Annotated in this window: 14 protein-coding genes and 3 pseudogenes; 4 read left to right on the forward strand and 13 right to left on the reverse strand. The window is 56.8% G+C overall.

Annotated features, from left to right (window positions below; translation table 11 throughout):
• Positions 1 to 28: 28 nt before the first annotated feature.
• The 4 genes and pseudogenes from H9L05_RS23390 to H9L05_RS08175 form a co-directional block, all read right to left on the reverse strand.
• Positions 29 to 460, reverse strand: coding sequence for a DUF58 domain-containing protein (locus tag H9L05_RS23390; protein WP_223284815.1), 432 nt, complete (start codon positions 458 to 460; stop codon positions 29 to 31).
• Positions 436 to 903, reverse strand: coding sequence for a DUF58 domain-containing protein (locus tag H9L05_RS23395; protein ID WP_223284816.1), 468 nt, complete (start codon positions 901 to 903; stop codon positions 436 to 438). The genes H9L05_RS23390 and H9L05_RS23395 overlap by 25 nt, the downstream gene beginning before the upstream one ends.
• Before the next feature lie 11 nt (positions 904 to 914).
• A complete protein-coding gene (locus H9L05_RS08170; protein ID WP_187733739.1) occupies positions 915 to 1,892 on the reverse strand; it encodes an AAA family ATPase in 978 nt (325 codons plus the stop codon).
• 79 nt (positions 1,893 to 1,971) lie between these two features.
• A pseudogene (locus H9L05_RS08175) lies at positions 1,972 to 2,594 on the reverse strand (DUF4159 domain-containing protein).
• 244 nt (positions 2,595 to 2,838) lie between these two features.
• Here H9L05_RS08175 and H9L05_RS08180 point away from each other — a divergent pair.
• Entirely contained in the window at positions 2,839 to 3,483 is a 645-nt protein-coding gene (locus H9L05_RS08180) for a porin family protein (RefSeq protein WP_187733740.1), read from the forward strand.
• Between the two features lie 75 nt (positions 3,484 to 3,558).
• On the opposite strand, the pseudogene H9L05_RS08185 reads toward H9L05_RS08180, so the two are convergent.
• The 7 genes and pseudogenes from H9L05_RS08185 to H9L05_RS08215 form a co-directional block, all read right to left on the reverse strand.
• A pseudogene (locus H9L05_RS08185) lies at positions 3,559 to 4,883 on the reverse strand (TldD/PmbA family protein).
• A gap of 87 nt (positions 4,884 to 4,970) precedes the next feature.
• Positions 4,971 to 6,623 carry a TldD/PmbA family protein gene (locus H9L05_RS08190; RefSeq protein WP_187733741.1) on the reverse strand — a complete coding sequence of 551 codons (1,653 nt, stop codon included), beginning with the start codon at positions 6,621 to 6,623 and terminating at the stop codon, positions 4,971 to 4,973.
• Between the two features lie 82 nt (positions 6,624 to 6,705).
• A complete protein-coding gene (locus H9L05_RS08195; RefSeq protein WP_187733742.1) occupies positions 6,706 to 8,043 on the reverse strand; it encodes a TldD/PmbA family protein in 1,338 nt (445 codons plus the stop codon).
• Positions 8,044 to 8,104: 61 nt separating this feature from the next.
• On the reverse strand, positions 8,105 to 9,757 hold the full coding sequence (locus H9L05_RS08200) for a TldD/PmbA family protein (RefSeq protein ID WP_187733743.1): 1,653 nt from the start codon (positions 9,755 to 9,757) through the stop codon (positions 8,105 to 8,107).
• 248 nt (positions 9,758 to 10,005) lie between these two features.
• Positions 10,006 to 11,043, reverse strand: coding sequence for a 5-methylcytosine restriction system specificity protein McrC (locus H9L05_RS08205; protein ID WP_187733744.1), 1,038 nt, complete (start codon positions 11,041 to 11,043; stop codon positions 10,006 to 10,008).
• Positions 11,044 to 11,056: 13 nt separating this feature from the next.
• Complete coding sequence (locus H9L05_RS08210) at positions 11,057 to 12,211, reverse strand: AAA family ATPase (RefSeq protein WP_187733745.1); 1,155 nt, start codon at positions 12,209 to 12,211, stop codon at positions 11,057 to 11,059.
• Positions 12,187 to 12,357, reverse strand: coding sequence for a hypothetical protein (locus tag H9L05_RS08215; protein ID WP_187733746.1), 171 nt, complete (start codon positions 12,355 to 12,357; stop codon positions 12,187 to 12,189). Before H9L05_RS08215 ends, H9L05_RS08210 begins: the two co-directional genes overlap by 25 nt.
• A gap of 510 nt (positions 12,358 to 12,867) precedes the next feature.
• On the opposite strand from H9L05_RS08215, the gene H9L05_RS08220 reads away from it, so the two are divergent.
• A complete protein-coding gene (locus H9L05_RS08220) occupies positions 12,868 to 13,173 on the forward strand; it encodes a hypothetical protein (RefSeq protein ID WP_187733747.1) in 306 nt (101 codons plus the stop codon).
• Between the two features lie 171 nt (positions 13,174 to 13,344).
• On the opposite strand, the gene H9L05_RS08225 is transcribed toward H9L05_RS08220, so the two are convergent.
• Positions 13,345 to 13,914 (reverse strand): alpha/beta hydrolase family protein, encoded by a 570-nt coding sequence (locus H9L05_RS08225; RefSeq protein WP_187733748.1) that lies wholly within the window; start codon positions 13,912 to 13,914, stop codon positions 13,345 to 13,347.
• Positions 13,902 to 14,582 carry an alpha/beta hydrolase gene (locus H9L05_RS08230; protein ID WP_187733749.1) on the reverse strand — a complete coding sequence of 227 codons (681 nt, stop codon included), beginning with the start codon at positions 14,580 to 14,582 and terminating at the stop codon, positions 13,902 to 13,904. Before H9L05_RS08230 ends, H9L05_RS08225 begins: the two co-directional genes overlap by 13 nt.
• Before the next feature lie 200 nt (positions 14,583 to 14,782).
• On the opposite strand from H9L05_RS08230, the pseudogene H9L05_RS08235 reads away from it, so the two are divergent.
• Both H9L05_RS08235 and H9L05_RS08240 read left to right on the forward strand, forming a co-directional pair.
• Positions 14,783 to 15,183 (forward strand): annotated as a pseudogene (locus H9L05_RS08235) (BlaI/MecI/CopY family transcriptional regulator).
• A 7-nt stretch (positions 15,184 to 15,190) separates the two neighbouring features.
• Complete coding sequence (locus tag H9L05_RS08240; RefSeq protein ID WP_394368490.1) at positions 15,191 to 16,564, forward strand: TonB family protein; 1,374 nt, start codon at positions 15,191 to 15,193, stop codon at positions 16,562 to 16,564.
• Positions 16,565 to 16,596 lie beyond the last annotated feature (32 nt).

Here is a 16,596-nt window from a genome sequence, read left to right on the forward strand (position 1 = left end):
AAAATAGGTCGAAAAAGCCCCCCACGGCTCATATCTGGGCTTCGCGGCGGCGCAGAAACTCGCGCATGGCCTGATCAAGCGGGTCGGTGGTGCTGAGCTGATGGTAATCGAAACCGTGGCGCCGGGCCGATTGAGCCGTGTTGCGCAGCCATTCCTGGTGGTTTTGCTGATATGCGGCCCGCTGCTGGTCGGCGTCGAGCTGAAGAATCTGGCCGGTTTCGAGGTCTTCGAAGGTGATAGAGCCGCGGTAGGAAAACTGTAGCTCATTTTGGGCCACCAAGTGCAGAACCAATACCTCCCCGGCTACGGCCTGCAAGCGGGTGAGTAGTTGATCCATCTCAGCATCTTCCTCATACAAGTCACTCACAAAAACCGTCAGAGCACGTTGGCGCCGGGAGGTGAGCGGAGCCAGCGTAGCAGTACTCGGAAAGCGACCTATTGCCTCCGTTTTCTCCAACATATGAAAAAGTCGCGGCAGCTGCCGAGTCTCGGCCTTGGGGGCAAATGTTGAAGTCCTTCCGGTCGCAGGATGCTGAGCGCTACTGCATCGCCCTGATTAGTGGCTAGATATGCCATACTTGCCAGCACCAGCCGGGCATAATCCAGTTTGGTCAGGCCGTTGTCGTCGCGGTGATTCATGCTGGCACTCGCGTCGAGCAGCAGATGGATCATTAGACTCGTTTCCACCTCCGACTCGCGGATGTAGTAGCGGTCGGAGCGGGCGGCCAGGCGCCAATCGAGGCGGCGCAGGTCGTCGCCGGGCTGGTAGGGGCGGTATTGGCTAAACTCCAGGCCCACGCCGCGTCGCCGGCTCCGGTGCTGACCCGCCAGAAAGCCCTCCGCCGCCAGTTTGGCGGCTAAAGGCAAGTTGCGCAGAGCGTGTAGGGTTTCTGGAGCCAGCATACAATTCTAGGCTAAACGGCTACGGCTTTCAGCAACTCAGCTACGGCGTCATCGGCCGTGATATTCTCGGCTTCCGCATTAAAATTTAGCAACACCCGATGCCGCAACACTGGCGGTGCCAGCGTCCGCAAATCGTCCAGGGTTACGGCGAAGCGGCCTTGCAGCAACGCCCGCGCTTTGGCGCACAAAATGAGAGCTTGTCCGGCCCGCGGGCCCGCGCCCCAGCGGCCGTAATCCTGAATAAACTTTACCTGCGTAGTGGCCGGCCGCGTGGCGCGTACCAAGCGGTTCACAAAATCGAGCAGCTCCGGGCTCAGGCTCACTTGGCGCACAAGCTGCTGCAACTGCCGGATATCGGCGCTGCCCAGCACTGGCTTTACCTCGGCGCGGGCCGTGCCCGTGGTGCCGCTGAGTACTGCTAACTCTTCCTGCTCGGTGGGGTAGCCAATGCGCACGTACAACAAAAACCGGTCGAGCTGGGCTTCGGGCAATGGGTAAGTGCCGGCCTGCTCAATGGGGTTTTGGGTAGCCAGCAGAAAGAAGGGCTTGGGCAAAGCGTGTTCCTGACCAGCATACGTCACGTGGCCTTCCTGCATGGCTTCCAGCAAGGCCGCCTGGGTTTTGGGTGGTGTCCGGTTGATTTCGTCGGCCAATACTAAGCTGGCGAAAATCGGCCCCTCGTTAAACTTAAACGAGCGGTGGCCCGTGCCGTGGTCTTCCTCCAGTACTTCGGTGCCCAGAATATCGGTGGGCATCAAGTCGGGGGTGAACTGAATACGCCGAAACGACATATCGGTAGCCGCAGCTAAGGTGCGCACCAGCAAGGTTTTGGCTAGTCCCGGCACGCCTTCCAGCAGGGCGTGGCCGCCCGCTAGCAGCGCGACGAGCACTTCATCGAGCACTTCGCTTTGCCCTACAATGACTTTGGCAATTTCTTCTTTAAGCGGAGGAAGTTTAGCTAACAGACGGTGTACTTCTTGTTCGGTCATGCAGGGGGCTTTTTCGGGCAATATTCAGGCGTCGGTTCCCGCAGAGTTTCGCAGAGGAAAGGCGCAGTGTTCTTTAGGATTAAGCGGTTAGCGCATACATCAGAATGTTGACGCCAAATTTGGTGTTGTCTTCGGCCAGCCAGCGCTTGTTGCGGTAGTCGTAGTCCCACTCGCAGCCGTAGTCTTTGTTGGAATACAAAACCCCGATGCGGCCGTTGATTTCCACCGCTTTCAGGTAGTCGTGTATCAGGTCGTCGCCCCAGCCATTTAGCTCGAAAGCCGTGGGGGCGGGCCATCCTTGAAAGTAAAGAAGGACTTATAAATCGGGTGCGTCTTGGCGATTTTCTTGAGGGCGCCTGCACCAAAGCACTGGCGCATCTGTTCTTCAAACGAACGGGCAAAGAGGCCGTCGATGTCATGGTTGCAATCGTCCACGAATACGAAGCCGCCATTGCGCACATACTGAGTGAAGTTCTGCTTTTCAGCCGCCGAAAACTGCACCAGGCGGTGCCCCGACAGGTAGCAGAACGGATAGCTGAAAAGATCGGGGCTGTCTAGGGCCACCACCTTCTCTTTCTGATTGACGGGCACCGTAGTGTACTGAATCAGAGAGTGTAGCAAGTTGGTGGGCATTCGCTCATCCACAGAATCCCAGTCGCCGGAACGGTATTGGAGGCGCACGAAGGTAAACGGAGCGGGCATAGAAGCAGGTAAGCGACGGAAAAGAGACGGCGGGAAGCCAACAAAGTTGCCTGGGGGGCAAATTCTGGTTGGAAAATACAACCTGCCGCCGACTCATCCGGCAAATCTTAATAAGTCGTGGCTGGCTGCTGATTTTATTCTGGCCCAATTAATGCAAAACAATCATGTATAAATAATACGCTATTGCCTACAATACAATTTAAGGTTGAAGCGTATTACACTCACACTCTTATCTGCAACTACTATGAAACGCACTGTCTTATTGCTGTTTAGCTTATTTTCTCTGGCACTTAGCGCCCACGCACAGTTTGGGGTGAAAGGTGGAATCAACCGCGCCGTGCTCAGCGGCAACGTCGGCGACGATGCTGAGTATCAAACCTCGTATCATGCCGGTATTTTTTACGAAGCAAAGATTCTCGGCCCGGTTTCGTTGCAGCCCGAGCTGCTGTATTCCATGCAGGGTGCCCAGGCCCGCAGCCTCATCCGCGACCAGTCATTGGAGGAGTTCGACACTAAACTGCACTACCTCACCCTGCCCGTACTCGCGAAAGTGAGCCTCGGTCCGGTGTTCGTGGAGGCTGGTCCACAGTTCAGCTATCTGGTTTCGGCCCAAGACAATGGCCGCTTGCAAGTGGATATGACAAGCTCTGGCCCGAGCGAATACCTTGACTTCGACCGCGATTCAAGCGGTGATTTCAAGAAAAGCGACCTGGGCGTGGCACTAGGCGCAGGCATCAAGCTGCCGCTGGGCTTATCCGTGGGTGGCCGCTTTACCACCAGTCTCAACAACATCAGCGACTACCGCAACATCAGCGGCGTAAACGACCCGGAGCTGAAAAACCGCGTGTTTCAAGCCTATGTAAGCTTTCAGCTGGGGAGGAATAACTAAGCCTTCGCCTTTGGTTTAACTTCATCAAAAAGCCCCCAGAAATCATCTGGGGGCTTTTTTATTGTCGAACAATACTTATACAGCGTCCGACAAACTGGTGAAGGTGAAGTCGCGAATCTTCAGAGGTGGCACTAAATTGCCCCCCAGACGTTGCGGCTTGCCTATTGCCTCGATATTATTCAGCATAATAATCGGGCTTTCGTTGAAGCGGAAGTTCTTCACCGGGTGCTTGATCTTGCCGTTCTCGATGTAGAAGGTACCGTCGCGCGTCAGGCCAGTATAGAGCAAGGTTTGTGGGTCAACGTCGCGGATGTACCACAGGCGCGTTACCAATATTCCTTTCTCGGTGCTTTTGATCATGTCCTGCACCGTTTGGGTGCCGCCTTCCATGATGAAGCCACTGGGGAAAGCGGTGGGCGCGACGTTATTTTTCTGGGCCCAGAAGCGTGAATAGTACATATTCTTCATCACACCCTTCTCAATCCAGGTCATACGCTTCGTTGGCAAGCCATTACCGTCAAACACGTTGCCGGGCGCCTCTGCATTGAGGGGGTCAGAGTAGATGGTTATACGCTCATCAAAGAGCTTTTGACCGAGCTTATTGCCACCGCCTTTTTTGCTCAAAAAGCTGCGCCCCTCATCCGCTGAGCGAGCGTCGAGCGAGTACATCAGATTGTTGAGCAACCCTTCATCGGAAACCAGCGCAGCCGGCTCCAGAATTACGGTGTACTTGCCCGGCTCAATGGCTTTTGCATTCACTGAACCAGCCGCTTTATCGGCCGCAATTTTGGTTAGAGCCTTGGCGTCGAGCTTGTTGGCATCCGTGAAGTCAGCTACGGCGTAGCCCGAACCTGTACCGTCAGGTGTGCGGACGGTGACGGAGAAATCGAGGCTGGTGTCTTGCTGATACGCTTCGAGGCCCTTGCTGTTGCGCATGGCCAAGAAGCTGGCACCATCTTCTAAGTAGCCCGCCGCCGTAAGCTTGCGGTCTTGGCATAAAGCAATACTATCAGCGGCAGCTTTAGCGCGGAAATCAGGTGTGATGTTGGCAGTCGTCTGAGCAAATGATACTGGCGTGAGGTACTGCTGCGGACCTAGTAGCGGCACATAGTCAGGATCTTCGGGGCAAGGCGGGCAATTTCTTCGGCCCGCTGTACGCACCGGCGCAGCGTAGCTTCGTCGAACTCATTGCAGGTAGCCACGCCCGAGCGTTTGCCAAAGCCTGATTCCACTACCAGCGACACGTTGTCGGTGGCGCCGGCGGTGCTCACGTTGTTACGGGCGTAGCGGATGTTGCCTCTGGTGCGTCCTTGCAGGGTTACGGTACACTCATCGGCCTTACTATAGCTCAGAACTTTCTTGAGAATAGTCTGAGCTTCGTCTTTTGAGAGAATGGGCATTGCTAGCTGATTTTATGATAGTTATGCAACAATTGGCCTCAAGCCTAGCCATTTTCTTTTGCAAAATGGCTAGGCCTGAATTTCCCATTATCCAATCTTACGGGCCGTGTTGATGACGTTCACGCCGTTGAAGCGCGTAGTGGAACTGCCGTGGCTTACGGCGCTGCTCTGCGAAGGCTGACCTTTGCCATCGTTGAAGAAGCCCGAGAACCGGTAGTCCGACTCGTCGCAGATGGCGGCGCAGCTGTTCCAGAACTCCAGGGTGTTGGTCTGGTAAGCCACGTCTTCCAGCATCCCCGTGATTTTGCCTTTGTTGATCTCGTAGAACACCTGACCACCGAACTGGGAGTTGTAGCGCTGCTGGTCGATGGAGAAAGAACCGTGGCCGGCAATGTAAATGCCTTTGTCCACACCTTTTACCATGTCGTCCACGGAGAGCTTCGTCTTGCCCGGCTGCAGGCTCACGTTCGGCATGCGCTGAAACTGCACATCGGCCCACGACTGCGCGTAGCAGCACCCATCTGACTCATTCTGACCCACCATCGCGGCCTGGTCACGAATCTTCTGGTAGTCGATGAGCATGCCGTCTTTAATCAGGTCCCACTTCTTGGTTTTCACGCCCTCGTCGTCGAACCCAACGGCACCGAGCGAATTTGCCTGCTGCTTGTCAGCTACAATGTTCACCAACTTGGAGCCGTAAGGCTGCTTTTTGGCGCGCCACTCCAAAGTAGCGAAGGAAGTGCCGGCGTAATTGGCTTCGTAACCGAGTACACGGTCCAGCTCCGTCGGGTGACCTACGCTTTCGTGGATGGTCAGGCCCAGGTGATGGGGATCCAGCACGAGGTCGTATTTGCCGGGCGTTACCGATTTGGCAGTCAGCTTTTGCTTTACCTGCTTGGTAGCGGCCGTAGCGTCTTCCAAAATGTCGTAGCTGTTTTTGTAGCCTACCAAATCGGAGCCGGCGGGGCCAGCTACTTTATCAGCCGCTTTCGGCGTGAGGTACTCGTAGCCCATGCCCATCGGCGCACTCAGCGCTTGGCGGCTGCGGAATTTGCCTGAGGCCCGGTCAATAGCCGTTACGCTGAAGGTTGGCCAGATGCGGTGAATGTCCTGGTCGATATAAGAGCCGTCGGTAGAGGCAAAGTACTTCTGCTCATTAACCTGGAACAGAGATGAGTTCACGAAGCTGGCGCCGTTGTCCATAGCCTTCGCATTGGCTCCCAACAGCAAATCCACTTTCTGAGCAATCGGTACTTCGAAAGCGTTCTGCTGAATTGGAGTTTTCCAGCTTACCTCGCCGTGGCCTTTTACCGGCGCCAGCTTCACCTGCTCCTTCTGCACTTTGGAGTTGGCTTTGGCAATCTGCACCGCTAGCTGGGCGGCTTTGGCCAGGCCGGCTTCACTTACAGTATTGGTGGCTGCAAACCCCCAGGTGCCATTGGCCAATACGCGCACGCCGGCGCCGTAGCTTTCGGTGCTGGCAATGTTCTGCACCTGCTTTTCGCGGGTGAAAATGCCTTGGTTCAAGGAGCGGCCAATGCGTACGTCGGCGTAGGAAGCACCGGCCGACTTAGCGGCATTGAGCGCGGCGTCGGCCAGACGCTTTTTCAGGGCTACGTCGGCGGCAGGAATCAGCAATTGCTCGGGCGTAACCAAATTGCCCCCCAGACTTGGAAAGCTGGGCAAAAACAGGGCGCCGGCCGCTAAGCCCGACAGCCCGACAAAATCGCGTCGTTTCAAGAAAGTAGAAGTTTGAGTGAGGAGTAGAATTTAAGTACAAAACCCGCCGGACAAGCCCGACGGGTTTCGTAGTGACCAATCGCTAAACAGCGTCCGACAAGCTGGTGAAGGTGAAGTCGCGAATCTTCAACGGCGGCACCAAATTGCCCCCCACGCGCTGGGGCTTACCGATAGCCTCCAGGTTGTTGAGCATAATAATGGGCGACTCATTGAAGCGGAAGTTCTTCACCGGATGCTTGATCTTGCCGTTCTCGATGTAGAAGGTACCGTCGCGCGTCAGGCCCGTGTACAAGAGCGTCTGCGGATCAACGGGGCGGATATACCACAAGCGCGTTACCAAGATGCCTTTTTCGGTACCCTTAATCATGTCCTGCACCGACTGCGTGCCGCCTTCCATAATCCAGCCGCTGGGGCGAGGAATATCAGGCACACCCGATTTCTGGGCCCAGAAGCGGGAAGTGTAGAGGTTTTTTACTACGCCTTTCTCGATCCAAGTCATTTTCTGCTGAGGGCGGCCGTCACCGGAGAAGGTGAGGGTTGGAATCTCAGCGTTCAGCGGGTCGGAGTAGATAGTGACGCGCTCATCAAACAGCTTTTCGCCTTTCTTATTTCCACCACCTTTTTTGCTCAGGAAAGAGCGGCCTTCATCAGCGTTACGTGCGTCGAGGGCGTTCATCAAAGCGGCAAGAAGGGATGCATCGGTGTTGGCTACCAGCGCAGCAGGCTCCAGAATAACGGTGTACTTGCCGGGCTCAATGGCTTTGGCACCTACCGAGGCCGAGGCCTTATCGGCGGCAATCTGGGTGAGGCGGGCGGCGTCGAACTTGCTGGCGTCGTTGTAGTCGGCGGTGGCGTAGCCCGAGCCGGTACCGTCGGGCGTGCGTACCGTTACGGAATACTCTAGGTTGGTGAGCTGCTGGTAAGCTTCGAGGCCTTTGCTGTTGCGCTTGGCAATGAAGCCAGCCTCGTCATTCAGGAAGCCAGCGGAGCTTAGCTTCTTCTGCTCGCACAGCTTCATGCTGGCGGCGGTTTGCTGGGCGCGGTAGTCGGGGGTAATGTTGGCGGTAGCGGCGACAAATGCGGCGGGCGACGGAGCCATATATTTCTGGGCACCCAGAAATGGAACGTACTCAGGGCTTTCAGGAGCAAGGCGGGCAATTTCTTCGGCCCGCTGCACGCAGCGGCGCAGCGTGGCTTCGTCGAACTCGTTGCAGGTAGCTACGCCCGAGCGTTTGCCAAACCGCGACTCCACGGCCAGCGACACGTTATCAACAGCACCGGCGGTCGAAATAGCATTACGCGCCGAGCGCACGTTGCCGCCCGTTGTGCCGTTGAGCGTGACTTCACACTCATCGGCTTTGCTGTAGCTCAACACCTTGGTCAGGATAGCCTGAGCTTCTTCTTTGGAAAGTATGGCCATTATATGTGGTTGTACTGATTTATTTATGTGTGAATTTGCCCCCCAGGAATAGAGACAATCATTACCCGATTTTGCGGGCCGTGTTGATGACGTTGACACCGTTAAAGCGCGTGGTAGCGCTGCCGTGGCTCACGGCTGACACCTGCGAAGGCTGACCTTTGCCATCGAAGAATGACCCGAACAGGCGGTAGTCCGACTCATCGCAGATGGCGGCGCAGCTGTTCCAGAATTCCAACGTATTAGTCTGGTAAGCTACGTCTTCCAGCATGCCGTCAATCTTGCCCTTGTTGATGGCATAGAACACCGTGCCGCCAAACTGCGAGTTGTAGCGCTGCTGGTCGATAGAGAAGGAACCACGACCGGCGATATAAATGCCTTTGTCCACGTTCTTAATCATCTCATCTACCGAGAGCTTCGTTTTGCCGGGCTGCAGGCTGATGTTCGGCATGCGTTGGAACTGCACTGAGCTCCAAGAGTCGCCATAGCTGCAACCGTCCGATTCATTCTGGCCCACCATCGCGGCCTGGTCGCGGGTTTTCTGATAGTCAACCAGTATCCCGTCCTTGATGATATCCCACTTCTTGGTCTTCACACCTTCATCATCGTAGCCAACGGCACCCAAGGAACCGGGCTGTAGCTTATCGGCCACGATATTCACCAGCTTGGAGCCGTAGGGCTGCTTCTTGGCGCGCCACTCCAGGGTAGCGAAGGAAGTGCCAGCATAGTTGGCTTCGTAGCCCAGCACGCGGTCGAGCTCCGTGGGGTGACCTACGCTTTCGTGGATGGTCAGGCCCAGGTGGTTCGGGTCGAGCACCAGATCATACTTGCCCGGTACTACCGACTTAGCAGTAATTTTCTCCTTGGCCTGCTTGGCAGCCAAGGCAGCATCCTCCAGAATATCGTAGCTGTCTTTGTAGCCGATAAGACCGGTGCCGGCAGGACCAGCAATCTTGCCAGCAGCCTTAGGAGTCATGTATTCGTAGCCCATGCCCATGGGGGCGCTCAGGGCCTGCCGCGTCCGGAATTTGCCCGAGGCGCGGTCGATGGCCGTTACGTCGAATGTGGGCCAGATACGGTGCACATCCTGGTCAATGTAAGAGCCATCAGTCGAGGCAAAGTACTTCTGCTCGTTTATCTGAAAAAGCGCCGAGTTCACGAAGTTGGCGCCGTTGTCCAGGGCCTTGGCGTTGGCAGCGAGCAGCAAGTCTACTTTCTGGGCAATGGGTACCTGAAAGGCATTCTGCTGAATCGGCGTTTTCCAGGTCACATCGCCAACGCCTTTTACGGGCGCCAGCTTCACCTGCTCTTTCTGCACTTTGGAGTTGGCTTTGGCAATCTGTACCGCTAGCTGAGCAGCTTTGGCCAGGCCGGCTTCCGTCACCGTGTTAGTAGCGGCAAAGCCCCAGGTGCCGTTGGCGAGCACGCGCACGCCGGCGCCAAAACTCTCACCGCTGGCAATGTTCTGCACCTGCTTTTCGCGGGTGAAAATGCTTTGGTTTAGATACCGGCCAATGCGCACATCGGCATACGAAGCACCAGCTGACTTAGCCGCATTGAGCGCCGCATCGGCTAAGCGCTTGTTCACTGCGGCATCCATTACTGATTCAAGCAACCGCTCCGGGCTAACCAGAGTGCCACCGAAACCGGGGAAGTTGGGCAGGAACACAGCCCCCGCCGCCAGGGCCGAGAGTCCTACAAAATCACGTCTTTTCAAGAGGGTAAGGTTTTGGGAAGATGAGAGGAGAGTTAAGTTTAGAGAGAAATCGGGAGAAACTCAATTTCAATGACAAAGAATGCCCCCCAGGGCTGCATTGGGGCGTTGTCTAAAGTGCACTTAAAAAAGCTGTCATGCAGAGCGGTAGCGAAGCATCTGGCGTGTTTAGTAAGATTACAAACCTCACGTCAGCACGCGAGATGCTTCGCTACCGCTCTGCATGACGGGCTGGTATTGCAGCCGATTCTTTATTCAATCAGCTTCAGCAAATCAGTGGCAATACCAGACCAGGGCTGATTTAAATCCAGGGTCACGACGCGGACGGGGTGAGCGCCGAGGGTGTAGCGCAAGTCAACCTCGCGGGTGGCGGCGGGGTAGAGCAGAATACCTTCCAGCTGCTGCGTGGGGGGCAAATCTTGGTTCTGCAGGTAAGCGTACAGCTGATACAGATGGGGCGAGATAAGCCGCTGCCGGTCGTAGCGCGGACGCAGGGCGGCGCGGTAGTATTTGGTGTCGAGGATGATTTTGCGCTCCGCAGACTCCAGCGTGGTATCGGTAATCATAGCGGGCAGGAGGCTCAGGTCTTCGGGCTCATCGGCGGCGGCTTGCCAGCTTATCGTTTCTGACAGCACCCGAAACCGGCGCTGCTCTAGGCGGTAGAAGTTGCGCACAAACGCCTCAAAAACCTGGGCCATCAGCCGTTCATCGCGCCGAAAATCGACGAAGCGTGTGCGGCCATCGGCGGCGGGCTCAGGGAGGGCGCTGCGGTGCAGAAGCTCACACACATTCAACAATAAGGCTTCGTGGCCAGTTGGCCGAGAGCGACGCACAGCCCGCAGCGCGTGGCTGCTCAGCGAGGTGGGGGGCAAATCGGTGGGGAAACGGCGCCGCAGGGCGCGCAGCTCCTGGCGCAAATCAGCGGACACTTGCCGTGCTCTGATTACCTGATCTACTGCTCCCAGCAGCAGCCGGATAAAAGGCGTATCGGGCCTCAGCTCATCATAAGCGCACACGGCCCGGCCCCGCCGCAGTAAGTCGCGCGACAGGGAAGCATCCAGCAACACGCGCCCGCGCAGCTCGTCCAGCTCTTCCTCCCGCGCCACATAGGTCTGCCGCAGCCCCTGGCTCAACAGTCGGCGGGTGCCCATGAGCAGCACTCGCCCCAGCAGCTCCACCGGCCGATGAAACGCCGTCGCTTCCGAAGTCAGCCATTCCTCCTGCTCGGGCAAACGGTTCCAAGCGTAGCAGAGCAGATAGTAGAGGTTCTGAATCGGAATCGGAATCATATGACGAATGAGGCTACCGCAACAGTCGCTTTTTATGGGCCGCTGCTTTTGCGGGCTGGTCCAGCCAGTATTCATCCAGCAGCGGCGCAATTTCCTGCTCCAGAATAAGCGTCAGCCAACTATCAGCGGCGGCAGAGTCAGGTGGCGGCTGACAGAAATAGCTGTGGCCCAGCTGGAAATCTTCGCCCAGATCGGGGTCGTCGCTGATGGCTTGGTTAAGTTCCGTGAGCCGCGTCACAAGCCGTGTAATGACAGCGGCCGGCACCCTTTTTTGGGCCAGAAAGCTTTGTAAAGGCGCGCCAAATTCCGGCTGCATTTTCACGAACGCAAACCGGCGCCGCAGGGCATAATCCAGCGGGGCCAAGGAGCGGTCGGCGGTGTTCATGGTGCCAATGACGTACAGGTTTTCGGGTACGAAAAACCGGGGCACATGGGGGGGCGAATAAGGCAGGCGCACCGCGTGGGCGGGACCGCGCTTGTCGGCTTCCAGCAACAGAAAAAGCTCCCCAAAAATCCGACTCACATTGCCCCGATTGATTTCATCAATCAGCAGAAAATAAGGCTTGTCGGGCTCCTGGGCAGCGCGGTGGCAAAACTCCAGCAGCACGCCCAGCGTCAGCCGAAAATTGCCCTGCGCATCGGGCCGGAATCCCTGCACAAAATCCTCGTAGCTGTAGCTGGGATGAAACTGGACCAGCTCCACGCGGGTAACATCCGTGGAGCCTAGCTCCAGCCAGGCCAGGCGTCGGGCCAGAAAGGTTTTGCCCGTGCCGGGCGGACCATATAAAATAATATTGCGGCGCCGCCGCAAGGCCGATAGCGTGTCATCGAGCTTTTGCTCGGAGATAAACAACTCCTGCAAGGCCGTAGCGCGGTCGTAGGATTCTGTGGGGGGCAAATTGTAGCCGGAAACCGGCTCCTGTACGTCCATTCTCTGTCCTTTCGCCTTTTCCATGGGGGCTGAGTCGCTGGGCCGGCCGGTGTACAAATCCTGCATGGCCTGCTGGGCCGCTACGTCGCCGTCAAGGGGCGAATTAGCCAGACTTGGGCGCTTGGTGGCAACGGTGAAATCGAGATGCTCGAGCAGGCCGTTGGTGGGGCCACCGGCGGGCAGGGGCCACTTGGCATCGGTCTGGCCAGTGGCTAAGCGGTAAGCGAGCTGGGCCACCGGCCGGGGCGGGTAGCGCCGGCCCCGATACACCAAGTCATAGACGGTGCTGGGGGCAAATTCAGCCCTTGCCGGTCGATGTGCCGGAGCGCGCGCAGCACATGGTCGCGGGTGAGTTGAGAAGGATCGAAAGAAGGGGTGGGCATCCGGTTCTAAAGGTAGAAGCAAAACGAATGCAACACCAGAAAGGGTTCGGTGAGAGGTCAAAACCGAATTTTGGAAAATGAGGGGCTTGCGCAAACGGGTAGCCGGCACCGAAAGCAGGCAGCTTTTAAGTAACTAGGGCGCCCATCGTGGCCTTTGCCTTATCAAAGAATGTCATGCAGAGCAGCGCGAAGCATCTCGCGTGTTTATCAGGATTACTAAACTCAACCAAGAAGAATGTCATGCGGAGCTTGTCGAAGCATCTCTACCGCTTTGTTGATTCTACTAATCAGTAGAGATGCTTCGACAAGCTCCGCATGACAATTACCGTGGCTACGACTGCAAGCGAGGTGCTTCGCGCTGCATGACGGTTAGATTAGCGCAGATAGTTTCTAGCTTGCCGCCAGCTTCCTAACCAGCCACGGTTGCCTCACGCATTCTTTTATGAACAGTTCTCTAAAGCTATTCCTGCTCATTCTTCTTGTAGCTGCCGCCGCTCAGCTGGTGCTCCCGTGGTGGATTATCACGCCTATAGCTCTCGTGTTGGCTTTTATGATAGGCCGCAGGAGTTGGGGGCTTTTTTAGCCGGTTTTGCTGGGGTTGGGCTGGGGTGGCTGGTGCTGGCCGGCTGGCTAAATATTCAGAATGAAGGCCACCTCAGCCACCGCGTAGCCGAGCTGATTCCGCTGGGTGGCAGCGGCTGGCTGCTGGTGCTGGTGACGGCTGTGCTGGGCGGATTGGTTGGCGGACTGGCTGCCTTGGCGGGCGTCTGGCTGCGCCAAGCCTTCGCCAAAAGCCATCAAGCTCCTTCGGCTTGAAGCGCTGGTTCCCGACACAGACAGACACGGACATATCCTCAAAAAAGCCCCCCAGCGTCGTTCTTACGAAAGGCTGGGGGGCTTTTTGGTGCAATCAAATTGGAAGTGGCAAGCTTCCGTGATGAACAGCCACTAGCGATGTTGCTTTGCTACTCGCAAAGCGGATGCAGGTTAGTTGATCTCCTGAAACTCGCCAAAAAAGGCCAGCGCCTCCAGCGTGTATTGGGGCACGGCGGAAAAGTGGTTGCCGTCTTTGATGGGATGTAGTTCTACCTGCGTAGCGCCACGGGCGCGCATGGCCTTGTAGGCATTTTCGGAGTTGAAAAAGGGCACGTAGTCGTCGGCGGTGCCGTGGAAAAGCGCCAGCGGAGCACGGGGGCGCCAGTCGTAGATATCGTTGTCGCGGAAGGCGGCCGTGATGGGCTGGTCGGTTTTGTTTAGCACACCCGCCCGGAAAGGCTCTGTAAATAGCTCTTTGGCCTGTTCAGGTACTTTCGCAAACGGATTGGCTTGCAGCTGCGAGGCCCAGGGCTCCTGGAAATAGCCGGTGTAGGGCCGGTTGATATTGTACACTCGATTATAAGTGTCCAGCACCCAAACATAGGAGCCGAGGAAATTCAGCGGCTTATCCGACTTCAGAATGTAGTTGGCAAAGGCTGACTTATTATAGGCTCCGGCTCCGGGCGCGCTGGCCGTGACCGTAAACTCCGTGGCGTGCTGCTCCTCAATCAGCTTGTGCAAGGCCAGCGTGGCAAAGCCCCCTCTGAGTAGCCCAGCAGGAAGTTCTTATCGTTCAGCTGAATTTTTTCCTGCTTACAAAACTCCCGCGCGGCCCGCATCATATTCAGTGAGGCCGAAGCCAGCGAAGCCGCGTGCTCGTAGGGGTGCGGCAAACTCTTGGAAGCGCCGTAGCCGATATAGTCGGGAGCCACCACCAGGTAGCCCGAAGAAGCCAGCACCGATATGGCCGTCCAGACTTCCCCGCCGGAGCGGTAGTAGGAGGGAGCCCGCGCTTCATCTTTGGGCGAAATAGTGCCATGCTGATAGCTCAGCAGCGGCAGCGGCTGCGAAGCCACGGGCACAAGCACCGCACCTGAGGCCGTCACGGGCCGCCCATCGGTATTGGGCGTGGTATACGTCAGCTTATACACCCGAATGGAATACTGCGTCAAGGCACTGACGATGGGCAGATCGGGCACGCGGCCCGCCAGCGTACTCGGCGTGTACTCACCAATCAGGGTGCTGCTCAGTAGGCGGCTGCTTGCTGCCGGAGCAATAGGTGCCGCCGGAATGGTTGGCGCAGCGGCTTCTAGGGCCGGCTCTTTGGTGCAGCCCGGGCCGGGTGCCACCAGCAGGCTCAGCCAGAAAAGAAAGGTGAAATAGGACAAGCGGCGGCTATTGATTTTCAAGGACATTAGGAAGTTGTTGGGGCAATCTGACTTCATAACACCATTCTGCTTAAAAGATTTCGTGCCGCTACCGAGAAAAGAAGGAGGCTTGCACAGTCAGCTTTCAAGCGAAAAGCAAAGGCAATAATCGCTTTCACCTAAAATATTAGTTGTTCAACTAAATTATTAGTTATATATTTATCAATACAAAAAAGCCCCCCATGCACACCTTCCCTGAGCTAACCCGTGCCGAAGAACAAGTGATGCAGGTGCTGTGGCAGCGCGGCCCCTCTTTCGTGAAAGAAGTGGTGGCCGAAATGCCCACGCCCTCACCCGCTTACAACACGGTTTCAACCATCATCCGCATCCTGGAGCAAAAGGGGTTTGTGGGGCACGAAGCTTTCGGCCGCACGCATCGCTATGAGGCTTTGGTTGCGCAGGATGAGTACCGTCGCTTCTCGCTGCGCAAGCTGCTGGGGGCTATTTTGGTAATTCGTTTCCGCAGCTGGTGTCCTTTTTTGCCAAGGAAGAAAACCTTAACGCCGCTCAGCTCGATGAGTTGCTGCGCCACGCCACCCAACCTCTTGCCCCCGACTCAGATGGACCCGATCAGCCTGCTTAAATGGATGATGCTCAGTGCGGTACTGCTGGGCGCGTGGTGGCTCTGCTACCACATAGCTTTGCGCCGTGAGCGCAGCTTTGGTTACAACCGGGCGTTTCTGGTGCTCGGGCCGCTACTAGCTGCGAGTTTGCCGCTGCTTCCGCTAGAGTGGCCGGGCAGCTGGGGAACTGGTCCGACGACGCTGGTGCCGGGCATAGCAACCGTGCTGCTGCCCACTGCTCAGGTAGGCGCATCCAGTAGCCAGGCTGCGCCCGATTGGTTGCAGTGGGTATTGATGGGCTACGTAGTTGGGGGGCTGATCGTGTTAGCGCGACTGGTTTCTGGGCTGGCCAAGCTTTGGCTGACTACTCGTCATCTGCCGCGCGAAAAACAGGCAGGCTACACGCTGGTGCGTACCGGTGGTCGGCTGCCAACCAGCTCATTTGGGCGGGTCGTGTTTTGGGATGAATCGTTGCCGCTAAGCGACGCGGAAGCCCAACAAGTGCTACAGCACGAGCTGGCGCATGTGCAGCAAGGCCACACCTACGACCGGCTGCTGCTGGAAGCGCTACGCGCAGTGCTCTGGTTCAATCCATTCGTGCACCTGTGCGCCCGCGCCCTTACGCTCACCCACGAGTATCTGGCCGACAAGGCGGCGCTAAGCCCTGCTACTGTCGCCTCATTGGTTACTGCATCTCCTGCGCACTCTTACACCCACCTACTGGCCCGGCAAGTGGCCACCCGCCTCGGTTTCTCCATTCCGCTTGCGCACTCCTTTTCTCATTCCCAAACCTTACGTCGCATTGCCATGATTCACCGAACTTCCCCCATCCGCCGCTGGAAACAGTGGCTTGCCCTGCCGCTGGTGGCTTTACTAGCGTTCACCGTCGCCTGTGAGCGACACACGGAGCCAGTTGCTCCATCTAAGCGCGCTTCTTCACAGAACGCCGAAATGCCACCCCCGCCTCCGCCGCCACCCCCAGCTCCCGATGCTGAGCCTGCGCCCCCTCCTCCGCCACCGCCTACAGCTAACCGTGTTTATACCAGTGTAGAGGAAATGCCGCTGTTTCGAACGGGCAACAACAATGATATTGTAGCCTTTATTCAAAGTAAGCTCGAGTACCCTGCTGAGGCTGTGCGAAACAAGGTAGAGGGCAGGGTTATTATTGCTTTTGTAATTGATAAAGAGGGCAACGTAACAGATGCGTCCGTCTATAAGGGAATAGGATCAGGCTGCGACGAAGCCGCGCTGAATGCTGTCCGCCAGCTTCCACGGTTTAAGGCTGGCAAGCAGGATGGCAAGCCGGTAATGGTGCGTTTTATGGTGCCTATTCAGTTCGAGCCGTACTCCGCCCCGATCAGTAATTTATTTGGCAGCTTGGTCGGTTCGCCTAAGTGCTAAAGTATAATCTGGGGGCTCCGTAGAGCTCATTA

Origin of the sequence: Hymenobacter qilianensis (assembly GCF_014489555.1) — a bacterium.
Taxonomy (GTDB): domain Bacteria; phylum Bacteroidota; class Bacteroidia; order Cytophagales; family Hymenobacteraceae; genus Hymenobacter; species Hymenobacter qilianensis.

What these genes read in the sequence shown, in the direction of transcription:
- H9L05_RS23390 (WP_223284815.1), bottom strand. Translation starts at nt 460, where the DNA reads ATGTTGGAGAAAACGGAGGCAATAGGTCGCTTTCCGAGTACTGCTACG.
- H9L05_RS23395 (WP_223284816.1), bottom strand. Translation starts at nt 903, where the DNA reads ATGCTGGCTCCAGAAACCCTACACGCTCTGCGCAACTTGCCTTTAGCC.
- H9L05_RS08170 (WP_187733739.1), bottom strand. Translation starts at nt 1,892, where the DNA reads ATGACCGAACAAGAAGTACACCGTCTGTTAGCTAAACTTCCTCCGCTT.
- H9L05_RS08180 (WP_187733740.1), top strand. Translation starts at nt 2,839, where the DNA reads ATGAAACGCACTGTCTTATTGCTGTTTAGCTTATTTTCTCTGGCACTT.
- H9L05_RS08195 (WP_187733742.1), bottom strand. Translation starts at nt 8,043, where the DNA reads ATGGCCATACTTTCCAAAGAAGAAGCTCAGGCTATCCTGACCAAGGTG.
- H9L05_RS08205 (WP_187733744.1), bottom strand. Translation starts at nt 11,043, where the DNA reads ATGATTCCGATTCCGATTCAGAACCTCTACTATCTGCTCTGCTACGCT.
- H9L05_RS08215 (WP_187733746.1), bottom strand. Translation starts at nt 12,357, where the DNA reads ATGCCCACCCCTTCTTTCGATCCTTCTCAACTCACCCGCGACCATGTG.
- H9L05_RS08240 (WP_394368490.1), top strand. Translation starts at nt 15,191, where the DNA reads ATGCTCAGTGCGGTACTGCTGGGCGCGTGGTGGCTCTGCTACCACATA.